Annotated in this window: 14 protein-coding genes; 7 read left to right on the plus strand and 7 right to left on the minus strand. The window is 60.0% G+C overall.

The genetic code is table 11. From position 1 onward, the window contains the following. Nucleotides 1-5 precede the first annotated feature (5 nt). From FFR93_RS31275 to FFR93_RS31305, 7 genes are all read left to right on the plus strand, one after another. A complete protein-coding gene (locus FFR93_RS31275; RefSeq protein ID WP_138396040.1) occupies nucleotides 6-1,469 on the plus strand; it encodes an aldehyde dehydrogenase in 1,464 nt (487 codons plus the stop codon). A gap of 4 nt (nucleotides 1,470-1,473) precedes the next feature. Continuing rightward, nucleotides 1,474-1,797 carry an NIPSNAP family protein gene (locus FFR93_RS31280; RefSeq protein WP_064709370.1) on the plus strand — a complete coding sequence of 108 codons (324 nt, stop codon included), beginning with the start codon at nucleotides 1,474-1,476 and terminating at the stop codon, nucleotides 1,795-1,797. Between the two features lie 48 nt (nucleotides 1,798-1,845). Then, nucleotides 1,846-2,856, plus strand: coding sequence for an ABC transporter substrate-binding protein (locus tag FFR93_RS31285; protein WP_138396041.1), 1,011 nt, complete (start codon nucleotides 1,846-1,848; stop codon nucleotides 2,854-2,856). Nucleotides 2,857-2,961: 105 nt separating this feature from the next. Beyond that, nucleotides 2,962-3,834: an ABC transporter permease gene (locus FFR93_RS31290; protein ID WP_138396042.1), complete on the plus strand. Its 873-nt coding sequence runs from the start codon at nucleotides 2,962-2,964 to the stop codon at nucleotides 3,832-3,834. Nucleotide 3,835: 1 nt separating this feature from the next. Continuing rightward, nucleotides 3,836-4,636 (plus strand): ABC transporter permease, encoded by an 801-nt coding sequence (locus tag FFR93_RS31295; protein WP_138396043.1) that lies wholly within the window; start codon nucleotides 3,836-3,838, stop codon nucleotides 4,634-4,636. Then, nucleotides 4,633-5,712, plus strand: a complete 1,080-nt coding sequence (locus FFR93_RS31300) for an ABC transporter ATP-binding protein (RefSeq protein WP_064712981.1) — start codon at nucleotides 4,633-4,635, stop codon at nucleotides 5,710-5,712. The genes FFR93_RS31295 and FFR93_RS31300 overlap by 4 nt, the downstream gene beginning before the upstream one ends. A gap of 10 nt (nucleotides 5,713-5,722) precedes the next feature. Beyond that, nucleotides 5,723-7,177, plus strand: coding sequence for an NAD-dependent succinate-semialdehyde dehydrogenase (locus FFR93_RS31305; RefSeq protein WP_138396044.1), 1,455 nt, complete (start codon nucleotides 5,723-5,725; stop codon nucleotides 7,175-7,177). A 156-nt stretch (nucleotides 7,178-7,333) separates the two neighbouring features. Here the strand turns inward: FFR93_RS31305 and FFR93_RS31310 are convergent, their stop codons facing one another. Genes FFR93_RS31310 through FFR93_RS31340 form a run of 7 tightly spaced genes read right to left on the minus strand, consistent with a single transcriptional unit; the run spans nucleotide 7,334 to nucleotide 16,903 of the window. Next, on the minus strand, nucleotides 7,334-8,863 hold the full coding sequence (locus FFR93_RS31310) for an FAD-dependent oxidoreductase (protein ID WP_138396045.1): 1,530 nt from the start codon (nucleotides 8,861-8,863) through the stop codon (nucleotides 7,334-7,336). Next, nucleotides 8,860-10,077 (minus strand): NAD(P)-dependent oxidoreductase, encoded by a 1,218-nt coding sequence (locus FFR93_RS31315; protein WP_138396046.1) that lies wholly within the window; start codon nucleotides 10,075-10,077, stop codon nucleotides 8,860-8,862. The genes FFR93_RS31310 and FFR93_RS31315 overlap by 4 nt, the downstream gene beginning before the upstream one ends. Before the next feature lie 9 nt (nucleotides 10,078-10,086). After that, on the minus strand, nucleotides 10,087-11,067 hold the full coding sequence (locus FFR93_RS31320) for a GHMP kinase (RefSeq protein WP_138396047.1): 981 nt from the start codon (nucleotides 11,065-11,067) through the stop codon (nucleotides 10,087-10,089). After that, a complete protein-coding gene (locus tag FFR93_RS31325; protein ID WP_138396048.1) occupies nucleotides 11,064-13,013 on the minus strand; it encodes an HAD-IIIA family hydrolase in 1,950 nt (649 codons plus the stop codon). The genes FFR93_RS31320 and FFR93_RS31325 overlap by 4 nt, the downstream gene beginning before the upstream one ends. After that, complete coding sequence (locus FFR93_RS31330) at nucleotides 13,003-13,944, minus strand: NAD-dependent epimerase/dehydratase family protein (protein WP_138396049.1); 942 nt, start codon at nucleotides 13,942-13,944, stop codon at nucleotides 13,003-13,005. Before FFR93_RS31330 ends, FFR93_RS31325 begins: the two co-directional genes overlap by 11 nt. A gap of 32 nt (nucleotides 13,945-13,976) precedes the next feature. Beyond that, entirely contained in the window at nucleotides 13,977-14,936 is a 960-nt protein-coding gene (locus FFR93_RS31335; protein WP_138396050.1) for a lysylphosphatidylglycerol synthase transmembrane domain-containing protein, read from the minus strand. Further along, nucleotides 14,933-16,903 carry a hypothetical protein gene (locus FFR93_RS31340; RefSeq protein ID WP_138396051.1) on the minus strand — a complete coding sequence of 657 codons (1,971 nt, stop codon included), beginning with the start codon at nucleotides 16,901-16,903 and terminating at the stop codon, nucleotides 14,933-14,935. Before FFR93_RS31340 ends, FFR93_RS31335 begins: the two co-directional genes overlap by 4 nt. Nucleotides 16,904-16,915: the final 12 nt, after the last annotated feature.

Below are 16,915 nucleotides of genomic sequence, written 5' to 3' on the forward strand. Positions count from 1 at the left end.
GGATCATGCGGCGTTTCCAGCATTACATCGACGGCGAATTCTCTGATGGCGAAGCTTCCTATCCGAGCATCGATCCGGCCACCGGCGCAGCCTGGGCTAATATGCCCGAAGCGCGCGAGGGTGATGTCGACCGGGCTGTGAACGCTGCCGAGAGGGCGCTCTATGAAGGTCCCTGGGGGAAATTGACGGCAACGCAACGTGGCAAGCTGCTCTACAAGCTCGCTGACCTCGTTGCCGCCAACGCTAAGATACTCGCCGAGTTGGAGACGCGCGACACCGGCAAAATCATCCGCGAAACATCGGCGCAGATCGCCTATGTCGCCGAATACTACCGTTACTATGCCGGCATATCAGACAAGATCGAAGGCTCCTACCTGCCGATCGACAAGCCTGATATGGATGTCTGGATCCGCCGTGAGCCGATCGGCGTCGTCGCCATGGTCGTGCCGTGGAACAGTCAGCTCTTCCTGTCTGCAGTCAAGATCGGCCCGGCGCTCGCGGCCGGCTGCACCATGGTGGTCAAGGCGTCGGAAGACGGGCCGGCGCCGCTTCTCGAATTTGCGCGTCTCGTCCACGAGGCAGGCTTTCCCGCCGGCGTCGTTAACATCATCACCGGGTTCGGCGCCTCCTGCGGCGCAGCGCTCGGCCGTCACCCGAAGGTAGCGCATGTCGCTTTCACCGGCGGTCCAGAAACCGCCCGGCACGTCGTTCGCAACTCGGCCGAAAACCTCGCCTCGACCTCGCTCGAACTCGGCGGCAAGTCACCCTTCATCGTCTTTGCCGATGCCGACCTCGAAAGTGCGGCCAACGCTCAGGTCGCCGGCATCTTCGCGGCAACAGGCCAGAGCTGCGTTGCCGGCTCGCGCCTCATCGTCGAACGCAGCGTGAAGGACAAATTTGTCGCCCTGCTGCGGGAGAAGGCCGAGGCGATCCGCATCGGCCCGCCGCTTGACATGGCGACCGAGGTCGGCCCGCTCGCCACCAAGCGTCAGCAGGACAATATCGGCGCGCTCGTCGAAAAGTCGATCGAAAGCGGCGCCCGTCTCGTCACCGGCGGACGCAAGATCGATGGCGAAGGCTTTTACTTCGCGCCGACGATTCTGGATTGCGATCATGTCGCTTCCCCCTCGCTGGTCGAGGAATTTTTCGGCCCGATTCTCTCCGTTGTCTCGTTTGGAACGGAAGCCGAGGCGCTGAAGCTTGCCAATGATACCCGCTATGGTCTGGCGTCGGGCCTCTTCACCCAGAACCTGACCCGGGCGCATCGGCTGATGAAGGGCATCCGCGCCGGCATCGTCTGGGTCAATACCTATCGGGCCGTATCGCCAATCGCGCCGTTCGGTGGTTTCGGCCTGTCCGGCCACGGCAGGGAAGGCGGCATGGCCGCAGCACTCGATTACACCCGCACCAAGACGATCTGGCTGAGGACCTCAGACGATCCGATCCCCGATCCTTTCGTGATGAGGTAGCGCCATGTTCTACGAAATCCGGACTTATCGGCTGAAGAACGGCGCCATTCCGCAATACCTTAAAGTCGTCGAGGAAGAGGGGATCGAGATCCAGAAGAGCCATCTCGGCACGCTCGTCGGCTACTTCTTCTCCGAGATCGGCACGATCAACGAGATCGTCCACATCTGGGCTTTTGCGAGCCTCGACGACCGCGAGGCGAGACGCCAGCGGCTTCTGGCCGACCCCCGCTGGCAGGCCTTCCTGCCGAAGATCCGCGACCTGATCGAGGTGGCGGAAAACAAGATTATGAAGCCAGCAAGCTTTTCTCCCAAGGGCGAGGCGCACTGACGGCATAAGGCATACCCGTAGGACAAACCAGAACAGGGATAAGGGAACATGAAAACAACATTTGCTTTCGCGGCAGTTGCCGCATTCGTGGTGGCATCCGCCCCGGCCAAGGCCGACAGTTTGGTTTTCTCGAGCTGGGGGGGAACGACCCAAGACGCGCAGAAGGCCGCATGGGCAAGCCCGTTCACCGAGAAGACCGGCATCACCGTCGTGCAGGACGGGCCGACGGATTACGGCAAGCTCAAGGCGATGGTCGAGGCCGGCGAAGTCAACTGGGATGTCGTCGACGTCGAGGGCGATTACGCCGCCCAGGCCGGCAAGAACGGCCAGCTCGAGAAGCTCGACTTCTCCATCATCGACAAGTCCAAGCTCGATCCGCGTTTCGTCACCGATTATTCGGTCGGCAGCTTCTATTATTCCTTCGTCATCGGCTGCAACGCCGATGCCGTCAAAGCCTGCCCGAAGACATGGGCTGACCTGTTCGACACCGCGAAGTTTCCGGGAAAACGTACATTCTACAAGTGGTCGGCCCCCGGCGTGATCGAAGCGGCGCTGCTTGCCGACGGCGTACCTGCCGACAAGCTTTATCCGCTCGATCTCGACCGCGCCTTCAAGAAGCTCGACACGATCAAGTCCGATATCATCTGGTGGTCGGGCGGCGCCCAGTCGCAGCAGCTCCTGGCCTCCGCCGAGGCGCCCTTCGGCAGCGTCTGGAACGGCCGTATGACGGCGCTTGCTGCGACCGGCATCAAGGTGGAGACGTCCTGGGAGCAGAACATCACCGCTGCGGATGCGCTGGTCGTGCCGAAGGGCGCGCCGAATGCCGAGGCTGCGATGAAGTTCATTGCGCTGGCAACCTCGGCCGAACCTCAGGCAGCCCTTGCAAAAGCCACCGGATATGCGCCGATCAATCTTGACTCGGCCAAGCTGATGGACCCGGAAACAGCCAAGACGCTGCCGGACCAGCAGACAGCAAGCCAGGTGAATGCCGATATGAACTATTGGGCCGACAACCGCGATGCCATCGGCGAAAAGTGGTACGCCTGGCAGGCAAAATAGGCTGAGCTCCATATGAACAGGTACGGCGAAATTTTCGCCGTACCTCACGCAGCGGTACTCCTTTTCGGACGACGCCTGTGGAACTGACGGGTGGGAAGGACTGTCATGTCGACATATAGCGATGCCTCTGGCGCAATCATGCCTCTGCAAAAGGCGCGCAGGGCAACAGGTTTTGGCGGGGTGGTTCCGGCTCTGGCCTTCGTGGCGATCTTTTTCGTCGTGCCGGTTGTGGTCTTGCTGCTGCGAAGCGTATTGGAACCTGTTCCGGGGCTTGGAAACTATGCGCAGCTGATCGGGTCGGCGACCTATTTCAAGATTTTCGTCAATACCTTCATCGTCTCGGGTTTCGTCACGGTCATATCGCTGCTGATCGGATTTCCCGTCGCCTGGGCGCTGGCGATCATGCCCGGTCGGGTGACCTCGGTGATCTTTGCGATCCTGCTCCTGTCGATGTGGACCAATCTGCTGGCCCGCACCTATGCCTGGATGGTCCTGCTGCAGCGGACCGGGCTGATCAACAAGATGCTGATTGCAATGGGCCTGATTGACCAGCCGCTCGCACTTGTCAACAATCTCACGGGCGTGACGATCGGCATGACCTATATCATGCTGCCCTTCATCATCCTGCCGCTCTACGGCGTGATCAAGAAGATCGATCCGTCGATCCTGCAGGCGGCCGCCCTTTGCGGCGCCAATCGCTGGCAGTGCCTGACCAGTGTTCTCCTGCCCCTGGCAATGCCCGGCATGGCCGCCGGCGCCCTCATGATCTTCGTCATGTCGCTCGGCTATTTCGTCACGCCGTCGCTTCTCGGCGGCACTGCCAATATGATGCTCGCGGAGCTGATCGCGCAGTTCGTACAGTCGCTGGTCAACTGGGGGATGGGCGGTGCCGCGGCCTTGGTTCTGCTGGTGGTGACCTTGTCGCTTTATGCTGTGCAGTTGCGCTTCTTCGGCAGCCAGAATCCGGGAGGACGTTGAGATGCTGCTCAATCTCGACCGTCTCGGTTGGTGGAAATACGTGCTCCTGGCGATCACGCTTCTGACCGCCGCCTTTCTGTTGCTGCCGATCGTGTTCATCGCAGCGCTCTCCTTCGGCTCCTCGCAGTGGCTGATCTTTCCGCCGCCCGGCTGGACGTTCCAATGGTACAGCGAACTCTTTGCCGATCCGCGCTGGTTGGGATCGGCCTGGACGAGCTTGAAGATTGCGGTCATCGTGACGATCCTGTCGGTGCTGCTTGGGCTCGTGACGTCCTTCGGGCTGGTGCGCGGTTCGTTCCTGTTCCGCGATGCGCTGAAGGCGTTGTTCCTCACACCGATGATCCTTCCGGTCGTCGTTCTCGCGGTCGCTCTTTACGCCTTTTTCTTGAAAATCGGCCTTGGCGGGACTTTGGCGGGTTTTGTCATTTCGCACCTCGTGCTGGCGCTGCCCTTCTCGATCCTGTCCATATCGAGTGCGCTTGAAGGTTTCGACAAATCCATCGAGGACGCGGCGGTGCTCTGCGGCGCTTCGCCCCTGGAAGCAAAAATCAGGGTTACGCTTCCCGCGATCAGCCATGGGCTCTTTTCGGCTGCCGTCTTCTCTTTTCTGACATCCTGGGACGAGGTCGTGGTGGCGATCTTCATGTCAAGTCCGACCCTGCAGACGCTGCCCGTGAAAGTATGGGCGACGCTGCGGCAGGATCTGACACCCGTCGTCGCAGCAGCCTCGACTCTTCTCATCCTCTTGACGATCATCCTGATGGCGCTGGTTGCCGTCGTGCGTAAGGTACTGAAACAATGAACCAACCATTCCTTCAGATCCGCGGTATACGCAAGGAATACGGCCCTGTCGTCGCCGTGCACGACGTCAATCTCGATGTCCGGCGTGGCGAGTTCCTGACCTTTCTTGGGCCGTCCGGCTCCGGCAAGAGCACGACGCTCTACATTCTCGCCGGCTTTGAGAACCCGACGAAAGGCGACATTACGCTGGAGGGCAGAACCCTGCTCGCCACCCCGTCGCATAAGCGCAATATCGGCATGGTGTTCCAGCGCTATACGCTGTTTCCGCATCTGACCGTGGGCGAAAACATCGCTTTTCCGCTGAAGGTCCGGCGCAAGTCCAGGGCCGAGATCGACTTGAAGGTGAAGGAGATGCTGCGCCTCGTGAGGCTCGAAGGTTTCGAGGATCGCAAGCCCGCGCAAATGTCCGGCGGCCAGCAGCAGCGTGTCGCCCTTGCTAGGGCGCTTGCTTATGATCCGCCGGTGCTGCTGATGGACGAGCCGCTCTCGGCGCTCGACAAGAAGCTGCGGGAGGAAATCCAGCATGAGATCCGCCGCATCCACCAGCAGACGGAAGTGACGATCCTTTATGTCACGCACGACCAGGAGGAGGCGCTGCGGCTGTCCGACCGCATTGCGGTCTTTTCGAAGGGCGTCATCGACCAGATCGGAACCGGACCCGAACTTTATGCCAATCCCAAGACCCGCTTCGTAGCCGAGTTCATCGGCGACAGCGACTTCATTTCATGCGACCTGGTGTCTTCCTGCGATGGACAAGCCACGATCGCGCTCGGAGGCGGAACCATCTTCAACCAAATTCCGGTGCATGGAAAAGGGATCTCCGGCGCAAGGGCGGCGCTGATGCTGCGGCCGGAGCGCATACGGTTGTCGCGGGCGAGAGCTGCCGGCGCGGGTCTTGCCGCGACGGTCAGCGATATTACCTTTCTCGGCAACAACATCCATGTCTCCACAGAGACGGCGACAGGCGAGGCGCTTTCGGTTCGCTTGCCTTTCGGTCATGAGGCTATTGCCGGGCTCAATCGCGGAGATATAGTCCATCTGGATTTTGATCCAGGTGCCGCTCACGTATTCTGCTGAAAGTTGTCCCATGAAGCTGAATGATCCCTCACTGTTCCGTCAAGCCTGCCCCATCGGCGATCGCTGGGTCGAAGCGGAAGGTCGACGGGCGGCCACGGTCCGCAATCCGGCGACAGGTGAGGTGCTGGGTGCGGTCCCTGACCTCGGTGCGGCGGAAACGGAAGACGCTATCCGGGCCGCCGTGGTCGCGCAGAAGCTTTGGGCGAAGAAGACCGCCGGCGAGCGCGCCGCCGTTCTCAAGACCTGGCATCGCCTGATGATCGAAAACCGCGACGATCTGGCGATGATCCTGACGCTGGAGCAGGGAAAGCCGCTCGCCGAAGCCAAAGGTGAAATCACCTATGGTGCGAGCTTCATCGAATGGTTTGCCGAAGAGGCAAGACGCATCAACGGTGAGACCATACCGGGTCATCAGCCGGACAAGCGCATCCTCGTCCTGCGCCAGCCGGCCGGCGTCGTCGCAGCGATCACGCCCTGGAACTTTCCGAACGCGATGATCACCCGCAAGATCGGCCCGGCGCTTGCCGCTGGCTGCGCCGTCGTTCTCAAACCGGCGCTGCAGACGCCATTCTCCGCGGTCGCCATCGCCGTTCTTGCAGAACGTGCCGGCCTGCCGGCGGGGCTTCTCAATATTATCACGGGTGACGCGGCCGCAATCGGCGGGGCGATGACCGCAAGCAGAGACGTCCGGGTTCTGACATTCACCGGCTCCACCCGGACGGGCGAGCTGCTTTACCGCCAATGCGCGCCGACGATCAAGAAACTCGGCCTCGAGCTCGGCGGCAATGCGCCGTTCATCGTGTTCGACGACGCCGATCTCGATGCGGCGGTCGAAGGCGCGATCATCGCCAAGTTCCGCAACAACGGCCAGACCTGCGTCTGCGCCAACCGGCTCTATGTCCAGGACGGCGTCTACGAGGCATTTGCCGACAAGCTCGCCGCGGCCGTTTCGGCATTGAAGGTCGGCAATGGCCTGGAGCGTGACGTCGTGCTTGGCCCCCTCATCGACGACAACGCCGTCGCCAAGGTCGAGAGCCATATTCAGGACGCCGTTGCAAAGGGCGCGGGCGTCATGTCGGGCGGCAAGCGCCATGCGCTTGGCGGTCACTTCTTCGAACCGACGATCCTGCGCGATGTCGATGCCGGGATGCAGGTCGCGCGCGAGGAGACCTTCGGGCCGCTTGCCCCGCTTTTCCGTTTCCGCGACGAAGAGGACGTTATCGAACAGGCAAACGACACCGAGTTCGGCCTTGCCTCCTATTTTTACGCGCGCGACCTGTCGCGGGTCTTCCGCGTCGCCGAAGCGCTCGAATATGGGATGGTCGGCGTCAATACCGGCCTCGTCTCGACGGCGGAAGCGCCGTTCGGCGGCGTCAAGATGTCGGGCTTGGGCCGCGAAGGGTCGAGGCACGGGTTGGACGAATATACCGAACTTAAATATGTCTGCCTGGGCGGCATTGCCTGAGCTTGGTCGGCGCTTGCGCTTTGCCGCAGAAGAAGACCGGCAGGACCCTTGGGCCTCGTTGATACTTCGGCCGTTTCGGAAGCCGATCACGAACCGCTCCCTGTCATTGGCCGGAGATGCGTTGCCGCAGCTGAGAGCTTGAAGAGCCGAATGGATTCAGGATGCCGGCTTTGCTTCTGTTTCGGCAAGGCGATGGGCGATGCGATCGGCATTGGCCATGATCGTCATCGTGATATATTTCGATGACAGATCCGGGATAATCGAGCCGTCGACGATGTGGAGACCGGGATGGAAATTCAACTCGCCGTCCGCGGAGGTGCCGAACGGGCCGGAGGCGCCCATCGGTAAGGTGCCGGCGAAATGTGCGTCGACACCCGGCTCCGCCAGCGAAGCGCCCGGAAGCTGAATGAGTCCCAACCGTTTCCATTCACGCCGAAGCGCTCTTTTCAAAGCTTCGGCAAGAATATCAAAGCCTTCCGCGAAGCCGCCATGAATGGTCAAACTCTTTTCCGCCGCAGCATCTCGGTGGATGTAGCTGCGGCTTTGATCTCCAGGATAATAAATGGTGGCGACAAGGAGACTTCCGGCGATCCTCTCGAACGCGGCGCGCCCCGCGTTACGGCCGAGCGGCATCCTGTTGATGAAGTTTTGTGCGGGCAGGGAGCCCACTTCATAAATCGCTCCCGTCACATAATCGGATATGCCGTCACCGTAGCGCAGGGATAATCCGAGCTGCGCCAGGCTGTGCGTCGGCGTTGACGAACGCAACAACCTTTGCGGGGAAAGCAGGGGAATGGCCAGCGTGGGACTATTCAAGAGACGGAGTCCCTGTTCCTCAATCGGCAGGTGGTCCGCCAGCAGGGCGGCCGTTCCGAGTACCCCTGCGGCAAGAATGATCCTTGGAGCGAAAAATGACGATCCATCTGCCGTTCTCACTGTCCAGCCCGCATTATGTGTCAGCGAAACGGCCCGCATGTTGTCGAGCAGACGAAAATGCGGGGATTTCCGCAACGAAAGCAGGTCCTGTCTGCTGTTATATATTGCCCCGTTCGGGCAACCATAGAGACAGTCACCGCCGAGGTCGCATGCCGCTCGTCCCGGCCTCGATTCCGAAAGTATGGCATTCACGGCGGGAAAAAGCCGAAACGATCCGTTTGCTGGCTTTGCGACCCTGTGCCTATGAAGAACATAGGCAGCCGTCGCCCCAAGCGGCAGGACGGACTCGCCCTCCGCACTCCTCTTAAAATCGGCATTCCTGCTGATCCCGATGCGTTCGGATATGCGCTCGTAGGATTTTTGAAGAGAAGCGATGTCTATGGGCCAATTCGCAATGTCGTCAGCGTCGAGGTAGCTGATCTGCGCACCCCAGATATTGGAGAGGCCGCCACGAGTGAGGCTGCCAATGGGCATGAATCCAACGCCACCTATGCCGGACTCGCCCTGGAAGCGTTCGAGAATTCCACGCGACACCGGCGTCTGCAGTTTTGGCGAGCTGCCATCGTCCGCCCGCAGCGATTCTAGGTCGCCTCCCAGGACACGCACGCTGCGGCTTTCATCCCGCGACCCGACATCATTGCCTGCATCCAGCATCAGGACGCGGCGGCCGGCCGCTATGAGGGGGAACGCGGCGGAAACACCTGCAGGCCCGCTGCCGATGATGATGAAGTCGGCATCCGGCCCATTCATCGATATCTCCCGGCGAGGAGGGCGCGGAGAGGAAGGAGCAAGACGTCGCCTGATATCGTCAGGATTGCGTTGAAAAGCCCGGCCTTCTTGTCTCGCTGCCTTTCCGGTTCAATCGCGAGATCGGCGAGGTAGAGGGCTCTTGCGAGGCGATGCTGCGTTCGATTGGCCGGTGGTTCAAACAGTGCCAGCAGACGCGGATGCTTGATCAGCGTCGGTGAGAGACCGAGCGGCGCCAGTCCTTCACGGCGGAGCCCTTCGGAGAGGCGTTGCAATTGCATTTCGGTGGGCGCAGAGCCGAGATATTGCAGCAGAGCCTTGGCCTCGCTTTGCGACGGCTCGCCACTTTTCTGGCCGAGCTCCGCCGATAGCATCACCAGTGGGTCAACCAGGTGCAACTTCAGCAGCCTGAGGCTCTCACCACTTTCCATAGGGGTGGCTCCCGCGAGCCCCAGGACGCGCTCCGGATCGACCGTCGGGATCAGCGGCAGAAGCTTCGTCATCCGGCAGGCGAGCAAGGCGGCAGTGAGGGGGATCGGTATGAAATGCAGGTTCCCTTTGCCCTGGCTGCGGCGAAGAATGCGCAGCCAGGCGGCAAAGCTTATCGGTCTCTCCTGGGCGAGCACGAATGCCCGCGGCGGCTGGCTTTCGTCCGTCGCAAGCGTCAACAGGCCTGCGGCCACTTCGTCGAGATGAATGGGCTGAACCTTTCGGCTAAGCCCTATCATCGGCAGCAGCGGACTTAGGGCGGATAATTTCGCCATCAGACCGTACATTGCTGTGCGCGGCCCGCCGTACACAAGCCCTATTCGCGCGATCCGAACGATCGGTGCCGCGGCGCTGCCCGCCAGATGCTGTTCGATCCTGAATTTGGTGCGGCCGTAGACGTTCAGCGCTTCCGGTCTGGATGACGTGGAGGAGGCAAAGACGAAGCGTGATACTCCGGCTGCCTTTGCCGCTTCCGCCAATTTCACCGTGCCCGAGACATTGATATTGCTTTCCTCGGCCGCTTCCGGCCCGGTGGCCCAGGAATGCGCGAGATGAACGACTGCGGCAGCCCCTTCCAGATCGGAGGCGGCGGGCTCGTCGCCGATGCGCCACTTTGCTTCGGAGCGTCGGCCGAACTCAACCACGTCGAAGCCGCGCTCACGCGCCAACGCCGCAAGTCTTGCGCCGATATAGCCGGTCGATCCGGTGATGATGAGACGCGGTGCCATTCACGCCCCCTATTGTGCAAAAGCGATACGCGCGCCGCTCCAGTCAAAACGAAACTCGATTTCCTTGAGCTGCGACAGGGCCTGCCGGACTTTGGCGTGGCGGTCTTTTGGGCAATAGAGAACGAGGAAGCCGCCTCCGCCGGCACCCGCGAGCTTGCCGCCGATCGCGCCGGCAGCGCGTGCCGCCTCGTAAAACTCGTCGATCGCGCTGTTGGTGATTTTCGAGGTCAGCGATCTTTTCATCATCCATCCGCGATGCAGCGCTTCGCCGAAGGCGCTAAGGTCCCCGGCCATCAGGATGTCGCGCATCTCGTAGCTCAACTGCACCATGCGCTCGACGGTCCGGAACTTTTCCTCGTCCGTCTCCATCGCTTGCACCTGTGTCGACAGCACCGAACGCGTATCGCGCTGGTTGCCGGTGAAAAACAGAAGGATGTTGCTCTCGAGCTCAGCCATCTTTTCGGAGCTGAGGACGACGGGTTGTACGTTCACGCTGCCGTTGGAATTGAATTCGATGAAATTCAGGCCACCATGGGCGGCAGCGTACTGGTCCTGTTTGCCGATCGGCTCCTTCAGGATGTCAATCTCGAGTTTGCAGGCTTCATCCGCCAACTGGTCCTTTGAGGCAAAGCGTGAGCTGTGGGCGTAGAGCGCGTTGATCAGCGCCACGGAAAAGGAGCTGGATGATCCAAGACCGGTCCCGGAGGGAATGTCGGCAACGGAGGCGACTTCGATGCCAGGCTCGACCCTGTGCATGCGCAAGGCCTCGCGCAGCAGCGGATGCGCGATTTCTTCAAGTGTGTCGGCAAGCTCGGTGCGTGTATATTTAAGATGGTATTTGTTTTCATTGAAGTAGTTGTGCACGATAACGAAGCTGTACTTAGCTATCGCGCAGGACAGTACCGCCCCAGCCTGACGACGGTAATAGGACGCTATATCAGAGCCGCCGCCGGCAAAACTGACCCGAAAAGGTGCGGATGAAACGATCAAAGGATTGCCCCCTCGAGATTGATGATAATATCGGCCGACCGGCGCTGCAGATCGATCCTCGGCCACTCATCCTGAATTCGTGACTGCCAGAGTCCTTCGGCGGCAACCGGCGTGAGGCCTTTCCAGGCGTAGAAGGTGTGAAAGCGGTTCAGCAGGGTCTGCTGTGACGCTTCGACGAAAACGGCCATATCGACCTCCTCGCGGATCGACGCGTGCCCGGCAAAGATGCCGTCCAGCAGGATGACCTCGGCATCTCGCGCGTCATAGGTGGTAGTAACCCTGAACTGGCCACGGCTTGCCGCGTTATAGCCGGGCGCTTCGACCTGACCGGATCGGCGCAGCATGCTGACGATTTCGGGATAGAGCTCGACCCTGCTGCGCTCTTCCGCGCTCATATCCGGGCTGCGATGTTCGAGCGGCAGTATCCAGCGGTCGAGTTCCAGCCTCAGCACCCGGCGCCTTGTTTCCGAAAGTATGCGTTGGACGGCATGCGCAAACGTACTTTTCCCGGAGCGGGAGCGGCCGCATATGCTTACAAGCAGCGGACCTGCTGTTTGTGAAAGCCGTTCCTCGATCACTCCTGATAGAGCTTTCCCGATGTCCTGATATTGGCATTGAAAGCGAACGGCGTCGTAGACCGTGTCGAAAATGAGATCGGCGTGCGGAATCGCTGTTTCGGTGGCGGGATAGCTCTTTTCATCGCGCAGGCCGTAACCGGTCCGCACACCATAGGCCCAGATGCCTGCCTTGCGGCCCGCACCTATGTCGCGCAAACTGTCGCCGATGATGACGGATTTCGCTTTTTCGATCGGCAATTCCGCCATGGCCTGGCGGATCATTAGATCTCCCGGTTTGCGGCAAGCGCAGTCGATCTTGAGTTCGGCGACTTCGTTGGGAAATCCTTTGTCCGGATGGTGCGGACAAAAATAGATACGGTCCAGCACGCCGCCGTCTTCGGCAAGCTCGGCCTCCAGGCGACCAAGAACATGATCCAGACCTGCTTCATCCAGCAGGCCTTTGGCGACCTGCGGCCTGTTGGTTACGGCAACCGCAAGGAAGCCGGCCTGGCGGGCGAGCCGCACCGCTTCGCCGGCTCGGCCGACCAGCTTCACCTGGTCGGGATGAATGACTCCATGGCCGCCGACGTCTTCGTTGAGCACGCCGTCGCAATCGAAAAACACCGCGGGTCTTCGAACCGACAGATGGACGGCATGAACCCGTTCCTGCCGAAGATCCTCGGCCGCGGCGGCATGTCGGCTCGGAGAGCCGGTATCCTTCATATATTCGGGCGTATCATAAATTGCGACCGGGATGGAACGCTCGAGGAGACCGGGAATGACATCATGGATCATGTCGGCCGGTTGCCCCGGCACGAGAGCCTCGAAAAACTGGCCGCAAGCCACGTACAAACCAGCCGGCACGAGATTGCGCCAATCCGCATCGCGTGGCGCCTTGCGGGGCAACAGGCGCTGGAGATAGCCGTTCTTTTGAACGACGATATCGGATGTCCGCGGATGATCGTTGGGGTGCGCAATGATCGTCACGGCGGCAGGAAATTGCCGACGATGACGCGCGAGTGCCGACAGATCGATATCGAAAAGCATGTCGCCATAGACGATCAGCACGTCATCGGCGATCGTGTCCAAAGTCGTCAGGCATCCTGCCGTGCCGAGCGGGGACTTCTCGACGAAGACGTCGATCGTAATGCCGAGTTTTTCGGCTTCCGGGCCAAGGGCAGGCTCAAGCTGGCTGCCGAGATGGCCGCCGAGCACACGGACGTGCCGAACGCCTTCGCGGGCGAGGACGCGAATCTGCCTGAGAATGATCGGCACGCCATCAAGAGGCAGAAGAGCCTTGGGAATGACGTCGCCCGTCATGCTGCGCGCGCGGGTACCGAGGCCCCCGGCGATGATGATTGCCTCGCGGATAGCGGTTTCAGAACCCATTCGCCAGGATCCGCTCGACGGCGAGTTCAACGGCTTCGGTCGACCTTCGCTTCGGCGTCCAGCCGAGAGCGACAAGCCGGCTTATGTCGTAGCTGAAGCGCGGCACGTCGCCCAGCCAGCCACGGTCTTCGCTGCCGTATTCGATAGCGGCTCCGGCCGCGACCTTCGAGACTACGATCTCGGCGATATCCCGAACAGATGTTTCGCCGATGCCGCTGGCGTGAAATACCTCATAGGCGCCAGGCGCCTTGTTCCATGCGAGGAGAATCGCATCCACCAGATCACCGACATAGAGATAGGGTTTTGTCTGCATTCCATTGCCGAGTACCTGAAGTCTCGTCGGATCGTCCCTCAGCCTGTTGATGAAATCGTAGATCGCGCCGTGTGTGGAGCGTTCCCCAACCACATTCGGAAAGCGCAGCACGAGCGTCTTGATGCCGAATGACAGCGCATAGACGGACAAATAGGCTTCCGCAGCAAGCTTGCTGGCGCCATAGAACGAGATCGGCCGCAGCGGGCCGTGATTTTCGTGAATGTTGCCTTCGGCTTCGCCGAACACGGCGGAAGTGCTGGCGAAGAAAAGCCTGCCGACACCATGCTTGCGCATGATGGCAAGCAGCGTCGTCGTCGTCAGCTGGTTCAGCTGCAGGTCCAGTTCCGTATTGGCGTTGCCTGCGGCAATATCGGAATTGGCGGCGAGATGGAAAACGGCATCAGGACGATCCGTCGCGACGAGCTGGTCCATGCCCTCGCGATCGAGCATATCCAGCTTTTGGAAGCGGAAATCCGGCCGGCCCAGCAGATGATCTATATTCCGCATGCGGCCAAGATGAAGATTGTCGATTGCGGTTACCCGATAACCCGAATCCAGAAGGCGATCGCAGAGATGGCTGCCGATAAATCCGGCCCCTCCCGTTACCAAGGCATGCATGTCGGCAGCTCCATATGATCTGTTAAGGCTCTTCAGAGCGCTTTGATCTTTCCCGAATGAGGACGCGAAAGGACGAATACACCACCGGCCAAGCCGACCACAAGCTGCAACAGGCCGAAAACCACCGACAGTGTTGCGGCGTCCGTCGTGCCGATGCCGAACACGGCGAGCGAAATGATCATGCCGCCTTCGCGCAGGCCCCATCCTCCGACGGAAATGGGAACCATGGCGATCAATAGCACTGGCGGGAACGCGGCTGCCGCCTGGCCCCAATCGAGCGGGAGGCCAAGACCGCGAACCAGGATTTCAAGTGTTACGACGCTCACTCCGTGAATGACGAGGGTCAACAGAAATATACCCATCGTTCTCCGATGGCTCAGAAAAGTCGCGAGCGCGTCGCTCAGGGCGTGCAGCTTTTCCGGAAGAAAGCGAATGAACAATCGCCGACGCCAGCTGAAGACCACGGCCGATGCGACTGTTCCCGCGACGCCAAGGGCCGTGAGTTCGGCCAGATAGGGGATTGGAAAGGCGTGTCCGTAAAAGGCGCGCATGATGATCAGCCCGATCAGGGCAACGACCGCCAGCCCGAAAAGAGTGAGGATACGGTCCATAACGACGCCCAACGTCGCTTCCTTTATCGTCAGGCCATAGTTGATGGCCCCAAATATGCGGGCGGCATCGCCTGGAATGGGACTTGGAAGAGCCTGATTGTAGAAGAGACTTTCCATGAAGAGTTTCATGGCGCCTATCATCTTCAGCCTTTGCCCGATCATGTCAGTCAGAAGGCACCACCGCCACGCCGAAAGCAGGGCCTGCAGGAGAAGCAGGACGATGCTGACTGAGATGGTCGTCACCGGCAGGCTGCGGACCGCTGCCCACCCTTCTGCGAAATCGACCCTGCGTGCGATCCATATGACGAGGCCAAGCGCCACGGCCACTTTCAGAACTGGTATGGCGACGCGAAGCCATGCTCGGGGGGAAGAAGGAGTCACGAGGGCCGATCCGCGTCAAAGCGGTATAGCTTCCATCCGAAGCGATCCGTCACTATCAGTGAGGAGCGAGGCATCATACGGGCTATGACGCTGTTGGCCATCGCGATTTTGTCTTCACCAATGCGTTCGGCGAGGAACGCGCTCCCGGCATCGGGGGGAATGATGAAGTAAGCTATATGATTGTCCTTGATGAAAACATCGATGTCCGAACCCGGCGCCGGCAGAACGTGGCGCGGCAGCTGCCAGCCGCCATCGCGGCCGCCGTTGTAAGCCGTGGATAATAGGGTATTGGCCGTATCGAAAGGTTGAAACACGGTTCGTAGGTCATGATCTGCGATATAGCGGTACATGAAATAAGCCTCGCGATGGCTCTCCATGTATTTATCGGCGCTTATCATCCCGAGCACCACGTCGAAGTCTTTCGCCTTGACGGGGTCGAAGTCGCTACCGCCCATTCGATGCCAGTGGGAAATCCAGAGTCCCCCGGCCAGCAAGCCAATGATCACCGGGCTGGCGACCCTGCATGCCGGCGAGGAAGCCATTTTCGCAAGTGGAGCCATCCGCGGCAGGACCTGTCGGTCAAGCCATTTATCCAGCCTTTCGCGAACCAGAGAGGCTCCGATAAAACCAGTCGAAAAGAAAAGCAAATAGGCTGGCGTTGCCCACCTGATGTGATTGAACATGACAGTGTACCATATCACGAACATCGCAAAGACGATGGCGGCGAGAAATGCGATGCGCCGGAAAGCCACCGTCAGACCGGCCAATATTAAAGCGAGAGCGGCGAAAGCATTCGGCTTGTTCTCGAGAAACCAGTCGTAAAGAATATAGAGGAAGTCCTGCCAACCCTGCAGAGTGGCGAGATTTGTCACAAAGTGTCGGTTGGCGGGATCGAAGGCCCTGCCCAGTTCGAGCATGTAATCGGCCATCCAAGCATCGCTGAGGCCTGGGTGACCGAACATGAAGGGATAGATCGGATTGCCGAGTACGACCAGGTTTTTCGCATACCAATAGCCGGCGATTACGAGAAATGCGCAAAGGCATGGCAGAAGGAGCGGCAGGGGTAGCCTCCCCTTGAGAAGCATCGGTATCAATATCAGCCCTATGAGGACGACCATTTGCAGTTCGGTATATTTCCCTCCGACCGCTCCTCCTAACACGAGCGCGCAATGAAAGAGCTCCGCCGGCCGCCGAGTTTCGAAATAACGCCACAGGAAAAGCACGGCTGCGACGGAGAAACACGACCGGGCCAGATCCGTCATCGGTTCGCCGACACTGCCCCTGAAGAAGGGGATGCTGAGGATCAGAGCGGCCACCAGAAAAAAGCCGCATGCGCGCCAACGACTGGCGCAGCTTGAAAGCAGGAACAGAAATCCGAAGAAAATCGCAATATTCATGACCGCCGCGCCGGTCCAGTGACCGCTGACCATCATGACGAGAGCAAACAGCAGATTGAAGAAGAGCGGAATATTGCCGTAGAAGGGATGGTCGATCTGCGGTGACACAAAGCCGGCGTGATCGATGATGCTGTTCGCCAGAGGGATATGGAAAACCCACACGTCGGCAATAGCTGACGGGAATTGTGCCAGCACACTCCACACATAACCAAGTATGAGGCATGTGAGGGCCGCAAGCACCGGAACCGGATTTCCGTTTTTCGTTTCAGTGGCGATTTTACGAAACAGCGAACCCAGGTTGCAAAGAACGGCGACGAGATCGCGCCGCCGCCAGATCATCGAGACAGCCACTATGGGAAGAACGATTTCCCATCTCAATCCATGAAACGCGCCAAGAATAGTGGCCGCGCCGCCGGCGATCGCCAGGGCCGGCAAAATACCGCTGAACAGAAAATCGGTGCCGTCTCGGAAAGGCTGATCGCAACGTCGGTTGAGCCAGGCCACGATGCCTTTGTCGATCACGAGGCCCCATAATATTATGGAAAGAACCGCGAACCAGCCTACGATCATGATAGCCCTTTC

Source organism: Rhizobium sp. MHM7A, assembly GCF_005862215.1.
Taxonomy (GTDB): domain Bacteria; phylum Pseudomonadota; class Alphaproteobacteria; order Rhizobiales; family Rhizobiaceae; genus Rhizobium; species Rhizobium bangladeshense.